The sequence below is a fragment of the Dysgonomonas sp. ZJ709 genome (genome assembly GCF_011039195.1).
Taxonomy (GTDB): domain Bacteria; phylum Bacteroidota; class Bacteroidia; order Bacteroidales; family Dysgonomonadaceae; genus Dysgonomonas.
On record NZ_JAAKEM010000026.1, the window covers coordinates 43,630 to 52,555 of the forward strand.

Genomic DNA, 8,926 nt, shown 5'->3' on the forward strand with positions numbered 1-8,926 from the left:
TATTAAATTCTAATAGGGTTTAGCGTTGAAATATCAATGCGATACTGAACAAATGAACCATGTATTGTAAACGATGGAACGATCACGCCGCCATCACCGCCAGCCAGTGCGTAAAAATCATTATGACCAGAGGTCAAGTAATTACCATCAGCCCCGCGCTTCATTTCGTTGGCAAAGTCATGATTATTTTGCATCAGGCATCGCGTATCGTTCGGCACAACATCACACCACAACGGTTTTTGCCTGTTAGTCCAAAATGCTTTGTCGGTTGCGTCACTTTCTGCATAGTTCTTATTCCAGCATCGGCGCAAATGGCAATTACCAGTAATAGCGAATGTCAATGTAGCACTAGTAACCAAGAATGAACCAAAACACGGATATACAACATTGTTATAGGTTACAGTTCCGCTTGTGTCATTTAAGTTATTCGGAGCAACGAAGTACCAATAATCAGCCTGTAAGTTCCCGCTGGTGATTAAACCGTCGGGTAAGTCATTCACGACGCGCATTTTGACAGTTTGCGCCCGCGCAAGGTCTAACACTTCAAATACTTGTACATTACCGCTAACAACCGCAAAAGACGCTACACCAGCCACACCGATAAATGTATTATTACGAGTCGTTAATGAAGTAGAATAAGTCGAACCGTTATAAGTGATTGACGCGAATTGCTTATCGGACGAACGTACCAAATAAACCCAGCCCGCGCGGATTACAGTTACAGGCGTTGAGCCTATATCTCGCGTGCCATCACTTGTCACACCTAAATACATAGGCAAATTACCAAATATACCGACCTCGTTTATTTTATTCTTACCACCCAGCCACATCACATTCGATTCTATATAACCGCTTGCCGCGTCTGTTATATCTACATTCGCGGGTAACTGTAACGAGTTTTCACCAACAAGTAAACCGCTGTTAGGATTTGTCGTACTGATCGAGGCGGGTATATTCTTAGACAATGTAATCGGTATGCGTTCTATCCGGTTGATTGTGTGTCCTAGAATGATGAATAAACGTTCTTCAAAAAGATGAAAGATAGAACCTTTAATAATCGCACCATCGATCGTCGATCCGTTATCGAACACCCAGCGCCCAACCTTATTGGTAACGTCATAATCGGTCACACTTGGAACGGTCAAGCCTTGTGCCTCGCATCTGCTAACAAAATCAGCACGTAACGTTGCCTCTGTATTTCCGATTAATGGCGTAAAACCCAACTCACTCCCTATTTTGAATCGACATGAATCGAAGCCTTTATAACTTGTATTATAACTCGTTAAATCCGCTTGCGAAACAACAACGTCACAATTGTTTACAATCGAAAGATTTGTAAATAATAATGTTTGTATCACCGTATTTGAAAAGGTATTGTTTGTTCCGCGCGTACCAACAATACTGCTTTGTATTTTCACAATACATCTGGTTGCATTAGTTACCGTTTTGTTAAAACCACTTTCAATCACACAATTGTCAAAGCGATACGTAATCGCTTGTGTTGCAGATACAAGATCGAGAGCGTTCAACGTTAAATCCTTAAACCGTATATGAGTGAAATTATCGGATATAAGCGAGAAGTTTATTTTTGTTGCGTGCATACCCATACCGATAAGATCGCGGTAATGACCATCACCACTCACGGCGAGGCGCAAAAGGTACTCTCCGCCCGAAAGCAGATTACAAGTCTTACCGCCACCATTACCGACATTGAGGTGAGACACTGCAACGTGATAAGGATTATCGCGTGTACCTACACCACTTTTTGAGGTCGCTATCTGACTGAAATAGTAAATAAACCTATAATCAACATCATAGATGTTTAGCTGATCATAGTTTATATAGTAGTCTTTAAATTTATTATTCATAATCTTCTATTTTATCATTAACTACTATTTTATCAGTACTCAAAACCATCACTTCACAATTATCGAACAGTGCAACATTATATGTACGTTGATTTTCTGAAAAGACTTTTTGAAATTTCGGTGACTGATTGCGAAAAAACACATTGTCGTCGATCTCGAATGTATCTTGATCTTTGTTTATTGTATATATCATATCACATTGTTATTTTGCCAAACAGATAAAGAAACAAATCATTATCAATTGTTTGTCGGGTTACTGAAAATGTTACCACCGCGTTTGCTGGTATTTTAAAATCAATCGTTTGGTTCACTGCAACGATTTGAGCAACATTATTTATTACCAATTCCAACGAATTTACATTGATACCAGCTATTTTGTAGATGGTAAGCGCCTCTGCAAAGAACATACTCATTGTATTGTCTTCCATTCCGAAAGATATACGGCGCTCTAATTGCAGACTCGACGCGGCATCGTCCAATTTTTCAAGCGCATCACCTACAACCCTGTTAACCTCTGTGAGCGCATTACCTACAACCCTGTTAACTTCTGTGAGTGTATTATCTAATTGCTGGGTCGTGGCGAAATTGCCTAAAACATCATCCAGCCGATCAATGTTTTCGATCGGGATAGGATCGTCTTTATGCCAAAAGGAATCAAGCCATGCGGAAAATTGAGCCGCCAAAGGTTTTGAGCCACGCGTAAACCAGCTTTTTATCGTATTTATATCCGTTGTTGCCATAATTAAAGACGTATGATTGTGTACATTGCATAATAGTTATCACCGAGACCAAGTTTACTTGGATCATAAGTTATATCGAGATAAGTGTCGCCATTCAAGATGCGAGAGATTCCAGCCTCGACATCATGCGTAACCAAATAATCCATAGTGGTTGTAAATCCTTGTCGCACAAAGTTTAGTTTGACTAGCAAAAGAAAACGCGAAAAGTCTAGTGTGTTATCACCTATTTTTATTTTAAGTATAGTTTTACTTAAATCTATTTTCTCAACACCCGATTTAAAGACATTGTTCGTTTTTGCGAATGCCGCGCCAACCATTTTACTTGTTGCTAAAATAGCACTATTCGACACGTTCGGATCGTCTGTTATAGCATTCGGTATATTCCCAAGTTGTATCTGTTGTTTTGTTACTCCGTGCGGGTTGGCTTTATTATCTGTATGCGCTTTGAGTGCGGCGGCGGCGAGACTTGCGTTTGAGGTGTCAGCAGCTTTATAAGCAACATTAACAGTATTAACCGCTTTACTCGTTGCTAAAACAGCACTATTCGACACGTTCGGATCGTCTGTTATAGCATTCGGTATATTTCCAAGTTGTATCTGTTGTTTTGTCGTTCCATGCGGATTATCAACCCTATTAACGTGATTAGAGATTGTCAGCAACGAATTTAAGCGGGTAAGGCTCGACCATGCAATCGCACCCGTACCCGATCCGAATTGACAAAAACGGCTAAACTGTACATTCCTGTTTTCACCATCTTTGAATTTTAGAGGTGTTGTCGTTTGACGAATCATAAAAGTAGTCTGTGTTCCGGTCGATGATGATAAGAATGGTAATAATTCACCATTGACAATGACCCACCCATCAGTAACATTCGTTCCGGAAACAACACATCCTGATAAGATAACATTTCCACCGGCATGGGAGACTAAACCTTTAACAATATCGGTATATGCTTCTTGCATATACTGGAGTCTGGCTTGATTAAAAGGAAATCCAGCCAGTTGACTAAAATCAAAACCTTTATGTATCATTTTTTATCTATTTTATATGTTTTACTAGCTAACTTGTACATGTCTATTATTGCTTTCATTTCAGCATCATTATATTGTAGATCGAGAGGTACATTTACAATAAAGTCTACACTTTCGGATCCGGATTCCTGTTCTGTAAAAAGATAAAGGTCTTCTCCACCTTCACCATCTATAAAAATGTCTAGTTCTTCATCTTGAGTGAATATATATACCTGGTCGAAAAAATTACCATTACTTATATATATACGCCGTTGACTTGAATCAAACCGATCATTCAGAACTTTCTCCAGATAACATATTTGTCCTGTTATACCTAGGTGATAAATATTAGCAGACCTATTTTGCATAAAGAGATTATGTAGCCGGCTTATTGGAGATGTTAATACTCTTAAAAAAGCCATTATCAACTCCTTTCGGAAAACAACAGGCAGTAGCTGCTGTATCAGCCTTATATAATTTATATTAAAGTATTTCATTGTAATATTTCACTTTGAGGTATATAATTTATTATTAGATTGGCATCATCTATACGCAGATAACCGGAATAAGGTTGATATTTTACACTGATATTCAACCAGTCCAACGCTCCATATTTATACCAGGCTGATACAACATGAGGAATAACCACGCCATCTACTTGCTGTAAAGCGTCAGTTAAAAAAGCAAGAACCAACTCACCATTAAAGGGTAAAATTCTTAGATAGGCGCGAACAGCATCTCCTACAGGAGTCATGGAAGTACCGTCTAGGCGGTGACCTTGTGAGTTTAGAACCAATGGGTTGTAATATATATCCAGTGCCAGCTTTAGCTGATCGGCTTTTTCACTTATGCTTTCTACATCGACACCGGCATATCGAAACCGTTCTATAAATTCATCCAGTGCTGTTTTCTCGTCTTTGCTTAGTGGCTCCAAGTCGCTACCATTCGATTTAGCAGTTTTAATAATCAGCTTTTTATCACGTTCTACAACCGCTGAATGAGCCACGATCTTACTCTGTGTTATTTCTTGATCTGTACGCCCGGTATTATCAAACTGATCAGAATCGGGCAATAAATTAAATCCAAATTGAAAAGACCTAACCATATTAGCGTACCATCGGGTTGTACCTGGTTTGAGATTTCCAATTATATTATTTACTTCTATCCGGTGAAGGTCAAAAAGCTTTTCAAGCGTCCATATAGCAGATGCCACATGATAAAACAGAGTAGCCTCAAGTGATGAAGGTGAGAACTGATCGCTAAAGGTTTTATTATCTTCAAGTCCATAAAACACTTTAATTATACTGATAGAAATAAAACTATCTGTAATCTCATTATATATTTCGTTTATTGTTCTAGCCATATTAACTAACTATAAAATCATATTCAATGTACCAATACTCTATACCTTCCTGGAGTAATCCTCTATCTTCTGTAGCTGGGATAAGACCTTTTACATAAAAGAAATCAGTTATTTGTCGTTCTATTATGTCCGGATCCACAAGCTCCTGTCCCGGTTCCAAATAATCGGTAATACTCAAGTCGTTTTTTACAGCCAGATCGAAAATCCCTTCTATGGATCCGGATGCCTGAATAGCGACATCTATTAATGTCTGATTATCCTTTACTTTAATCATACCCGCCAATTATTACAAGTTTACCTTCCGGATTAAATCCACACGAATTAACAGTTTGACCATCATCGCGAAGATTTACACGAACTTCGCGAAGTAGTAGAGAAGGCTCATCATCATCCAGGAATGAAGCAATACCGACACCAAGTAAAAGAGAGGGTTTAATTTCTCCTTTTTCGGATGTTAGAATAGTGCGTTGGTTTTGATTTGTCACATCACCTATTACCAAACCGCCTGTTATCAATCCATTTGAATCACGTCTGACATCGATTGCAATGTCGCCGGTATCATCTAACAATATGCCTGTACTCCTGTTTGCCATCAGTGTTTAATCTTTTTATTTTCAATACCGGAAAAGTTTTCTTTATCAGTCAACTTCTCCAGGTTAGCTACTATCGTTGTTTGCAATGCAGCACCTCCATCGCTCGCAACCGGCACACCACTCTTAATAGCTGTTATTATCCCATCGACACGCGCTGTTAGTTTAGCCAACTGAGTAACAAGTTCCGGTGTGATCGATAGACCACCATTTTTACCACCATCGATAATAACACTTTCCAGATCTGACCACATCTCAATAAATAACTCATCAGAGTTACCAATTCGACTTACAATAACCGATGATCCGGACGCTGGTGTAATAATTATCCCGGCTGTAGCTTCAGAGAGTGAAGCGCGTTTACGAACACCGGGATAAAGCGTACCGTTCAAATCTTTAACATCCACAAAATCCTTATCAGGATAGTTGTTTACAACGTTAGCGATGAATGTACTTTCACCTTTATCACTAAGGTTCTTTAAACCTCTTAATACTTGTTGTTCGATTGTCATATCTTTATAGTAAATTCAACGGTTCGACGTCCACCACTCTTGTCGGCTTTTACTTTTGTCGAGGTTATATAATACGTACCATCACGTTCAGCATATTTAGGGTCACTCAACTCACCTTTCATACCTGGTTTAGCAAATGGCTGTAAAAAAGTCGTTATCTTACCTTCATATCCTGAATACCGGTATTTCTTTATTTCTTCTTTTGCCAGCTTCTCCAGTTCGCTTTTACTGGATACATTATAGAAAAACAAGGTTCTCAAACTTCCTTTAGGATCACCCACTTCAGCTTCAATTTTTGTATTATCCGGTTTAATCCAAACCGCTTTAATACGAAGCCTCACATCATCAGCGTTTCTGTATTTGAGATCATCATCCTTTATTGTATTCCATCCTAGCCGGTATTTTACAACACCGTGATCGATAGTGTATGCTAATCCGGCATACAATGTATTATCAGTAAAGAAAATAGTCATACCATACTTTTCTTTGACCATCTGCAATGCTTCGAGCCGTGTCATATTAGCCGGAATAATATATCTTGTAAAATTCACTTCAGGAATCTTATCATTCAGCACAATGCCGGTATCTTTGATAATATACTGGACAACTTCTTTCATTGTCGTTTTAGTCCATGTTTTAGTTTCGCATGGGCTTCGCAATAAAAATTCGTACCCTTCGCACTCTACTTCTAAAGGAGTAGTATAGTTTAACCTGGAAATAAATCCGGTAAATTCTTTTTCAAGCTCACCATTGTAACCAAGCTTAACTACAATCTTGTCTCCTCTAGCAAAATGCTTTGCCGTTTGGACTATCTGACCATATTTGCCGTTGTTGAACTGCAACCGGGATGATGTAGGTAACTTTATTTTACAGGAAGAATTGATCTTAAACATATCAATCTCGATCTCCACTGAATTGAAAGCCCCGAATGTCAGTTTTTTTCCATCAGCCCTTACTATCTCTATATGTCCTTCCAATTTCAAATACATTGCCTATTCGATTTTCAGTGCAAATGGTATGTCGCTCGATAAATCCATTTCAAACGCTTGTACGTTTCGCATGCCTTTTATTTCAGGAAATCTTAAAGAACGAATAACTACTTGTTCAGAAGTATCTTTCAACACTATGGCTGATCGTACATTCTGAATACCTAGAACAACGCCTAAATCATATAATTCTTTTAGTGCTGTTACATCATCTTCAGGATAATCCATATCAATAGATACTATCAGCCCTTTTATATTTATATCCCAATCATTAACCGATATTTCCTCTTTTACAGTTCCCTGTCTGTTTACCAATGGTGTTTCCACTATTGTTTTTTTATTAGTAAACGATGAAACTGTATTTTGAAGTAGCATTTGGCTACGATCTGGTCGGATCAGCCAGATAGGTAGAAACATTTCATTACCGTTGTTATTATTGGCATAATATGGAACTGATAATCGACTGTACTCACGTCTTTCAGGTACCGGATCAAAACTATATTCATCAGATGAAGTATGCTTCTTGAATATGGCATTCTCGATCATAGACTGTAAAGAGAATAAGAACGGAGGTGCCGTATATCCCCAGACACTTCTAAATATATCTGCTAAATCATGTTCGTTAAATCGATATCCGTTTTCCATTATTCAAAAGCTAATCTATTGGCACTATTTAATACTTGAGCTAACGCTTGCATCATCAAAGTCTTTACTTCATCGGCACCTTGAGACATTGTAACCGGATTGATTGTTATTTGCCCTACCATTTCTTTATTTAAGTTCACCGTTATGTTAGTAGGTCTGGATCCACCCCCGGCAACACCTTTAATTTTATCGCTTGGATCATAAGTAGAGGCTGGCACGATTGGTGTTACTGATTGTTGTAAAACTGTTGTCGGTGTAATGCCTGAAGGTTTATCCGGTTTGTCCGGTCTAGTTGGGAGTGGTTTATCTGGTTTGTCCGGGGTTAATGCTTTACCCTTATTGTCACTACCTTTCAGAAACCGGTAAGCACTTTCAATGCCATTAAGAATAGGCATTACAACATTGTCAAATAACCAACCCAAGCTTTCCACTAAGAAACTAACTACATCATAGAGCATACCGGCAAAAGTAGCTACAGCACTAAATATATCCTTTAATAGTTCTGACCTGGACACAAATTCACCGAGTTTCATGCCTATGTTTTTTATTACATTCCAGGTTGTTGTTAGTAAGGGTAAATAGTGGTTTCTAAACAAATCCACTATGGGTGTTAGATAAGACATCCAGACTCCTGTACTACCTGATGCCTGGTGTATCCAACCGACAATATTTTGTACGCCTGTTGTCAGTGGTGGTATTACACCTTCAATAATAGGTAAGATACTGGATGCAAAATCCAGAGCCATCGATACCAAAGGCATTAATGCAGCCCCGGCACTTATCTTAAATTCATCCCATGCACCAGATAATTGCTGAACTTTGCCGGCTGGTGTTTCAGCTATTTTACCCAGCATATTATCAAATCGACCACCTTCAGAAGTTGCTTGTTTAAATGCCTGTTGTACGGCTGCAAAAGGTATTAAACCTTTTTCCATTTGTTCCTTCAGCTGACCGATGCTTTTACCCGTTGTCTTGGATATTTGTTCAAGTGGATTAAAGCCGGCATTAACTAACTGGAGTAAATCCTGACCGGTTAATTTCCCGGCTGCTTTAATTTGTGAGAATGCCAGTGTAAGACTTTGTAATGTATAATATAATTGAAAAGTAGTCCACTAAAATAATTGAAAAGTATACCACCGGTTAAGTAAAATCCGCTAGAGCTTCTAATAAAGCCCTGCATTTTACTAACAAATATTAACATTATAAATTCCT

At 38.5% G+C, this 8,926-nt stretch carries 11 protein-coding genes and 1 pseudogene; all 12 read right to left on the reverse strand.

From position 1 onward, the window contains the following. Nucleotides 1–2: 2 nt before the first annotated feature. Nucleotides 3–1,868, reverse strand: coding sequence for a hypothetical protein (locus G7Y56_RS14785; protein ID WP_165044633.1), 1,866 nt, complete (start codon nucleotides 1,866–1,868; stop codon nucleotides 3–5). After that, complete coding sequence (locus G7Y56_RS14790) at nucleotides 1,861–2,061, reverse strand: hypothetical protein (protein WP_165025672.1); 201 nt, start codon at nucleotides 2,059–2,061, stop codon at nucleotides 1,861–1,863. Before G7Y56_RS14790 ends, G7Y56_RS14785 begins: the two co-directional genes overlap by 8 nt. Before the next feature lies 1 nt (nucleotide 2,062). Then, complete coding sequence (locus G7Y56_RS14795; RefSeq protein ID WP_165044635.1) at nucleotides 2,063–2,608, reverse strand: hypothetical protein; 546 nt, start codon at nucleotides 2,606–2,608, stop codon at nucleotides 2,063–2,065. A 2-nt stretch (nucleotides 2,609–2,610) separates the two neighbouring features. Next, a complete protein-coding gene (locus tag G7Y56_RS14800) occupies nucleotides 2,611–3,639 on the reverse strand; it encodes a hypothetical protein (protein ID WP_165044637.1) in 1,029 nt (342 codons plus the stop codon). Further along, nucleotides 3,636–3,986 carry a hypothetical protein gene (locus G7Y56_RS14805; RefSeq protein WP_165044639.1) on the reverse strand — a complete coding sequence of 117 codons (351 nt, stop codon included), beginning with the start codon at nucleotides 3,984–3,986 and terminating at the stop codon, nucleotides 3,636–3,638. The genes G7Y56_RS14800 and G7Y56_RS14805 overlap by 4 nt, the downstream gene beginning before the upstream one ends. A 125-nt stretch (nucleotides 3,987–4,111) precedes the next feature. Beyond that, nucleotides 4,112–4,981, reverse strand: coding sequence for a nucleotidyltransferase (locus G7Y56_RS14810; RefSeq protein WP_165044641.1), 870 nt, complete (start codon nucleotides 4,979–4,981; stop codon nucleotides 4,112–4,114). Between the two features lies 1 nt (nucleotide 4,982). Continuing rightward, entirely contained in the window at nucleotides 4,983–5,255 is a 273-nt protein-coding gene (locus G7Y56_RS14815) for a hypothetical protein (protein ID WP_165044643.1), read from the reverse strand. Further along, complete coding sequence (locus G7Y56_RS14820; protein WP_165044645.1) at nucleotides 5,248–5,574, reverse strand: hypothetical protein; 327 nt, start codon at nucleotides 5,572–5,574, stop codon at nucleotides 5,248–5,250. The genes G7Y56_RS14815 and G7Y56_RS14820 overlap by 8 nt, the downstream gene beginning before the upstream one ends. After that, the gene (locus G7Y56_RS14825) at nucleotides 5,574–6,083 is read right to left on the reverse strand and encodes a hypothetical protein (protein WP_165044648.1); all 510 of its coding nucleotides are present in this window, start codon (nucleotides 6,081–6,083) and stop codon (nucleotides 5,574–5,576) included. The genes G7Y56_RS14820 and G7Y56_RS14825 overlap by 1 nt, the downstream gene beginning before the upstream one ends. Then, nucleotides 6,080–7,072 carry a hypothetical protein gene (locus tag G7Y56_RS14830; RefSeq protein WP_165027102.1) on the reverse strand — a complete coding sequence of 331 codons (993 nt, stop codon included), beginning with the start codon at nucleotides 7,070–7,072 and terminating at the stop codon, nucleotides 6,080–6,082. The genes G7Y56_RS14825 and G7Y56_RS14830 overlap by 4 nt, the downstream gene beginning before the upstream one ends. Nucleotides 7,073–7,075: 3 nt before the next feature. After that, on the reverse strand, nucleotides 7,076–7,714 hold the full coding sequence (locus G7Y56_RS14835; protein WP_165044650.1) for a DUF6046 domain-containing protein: 639 nt from the start codon (nucleotides 7,712–7,714) through the stop codon (nucleotides 7,076–7,078). 842 nt (nucleotides 7,715–8,556) lie between these two features. Then, nucleotides 8,557–8,793 (reverse strand): annotated as a pseudogene (locus G7Y56_RS18885) (tape measure protein); the annotation flags it as partial. Nucleotides 8,794–8,926 lie beyond the last annotated feature (133 nt).

Coding starts and splice junctions, on each gene's coding strand:
- G7Y56_RS14805 (WP_165044639.1), bottom strand. CDS start 3,986: ATGCAAAATAGGTCTGCTAATATTTATCACCTAGGTATAACAGGACAA.
- G7Y56_RS14800 (WP_165044637.1), bottom strand. CDS start 3,639: ATGATACATAAAGGTTTTGATTTTAGTCAACTGGCTGGATTTCCTTTT.
- G7Y56_RS14830 (WP_165027102.1), bottom strand. CDS start 7,072: ATGTATTTGAAATTGGAAGGACATATAGAGATAGTAAGGGCTGATGGA.
- G7Y56_RS14835 (WP_165044650.1), bottom strand. CDS start 7,714: ATGGAAAACGGATATCGATTTAACGAACATGATTTAGCAGATATATTT.
- G7Y56_RS14785 (WP_165044633.1), bottom strand. CDS start 1,868: ATGAATAATAAATTTAAAGACTACTATATAAACTATGATCAGCTAAAC.
- G7Y56_RS14820 (WP_165044645.1), bottom strand. CDS start 5,574: ATGGCAAACAGGAGTACAGGCATATTGTTAGATGATACCGGCGACATT.
- G7Y56_RS14815 (WP_165044643.1), bottom strand. CDS start 5,255: ATGATTAAAGTAAAGGATAATCAGACATTAATAGATGTCGCTATTCAG.
- G7Y56_RS14790 (WP_165025672.1), bottom strand. CDS start 2,061: ATGATATATACAATAAACAAAGATCAAGATACATTCGAGATCGACGAC.
- G7Y56_RS14795 (WP_165044635.1), bottom strand. CDS start 2,608: ATGGCAACAACGGATATAAATACGATAAAAAGCTGGTTTACGCGTGGC.
- G7Y56_RS14825 (WP_165044648.1), bottom strand. CDS start 6,083: ATGACAATCGAACAACAAGTATTAAGAGGTTTAAAGAACCTTAGTGAT.
- G7Y56_RS14810 (WP_165044641.1), bottom strand. CDS start 4,981: ATGGCTAGAACAATAAACGAAATATATAATGAGATTACAGATAGTTTT.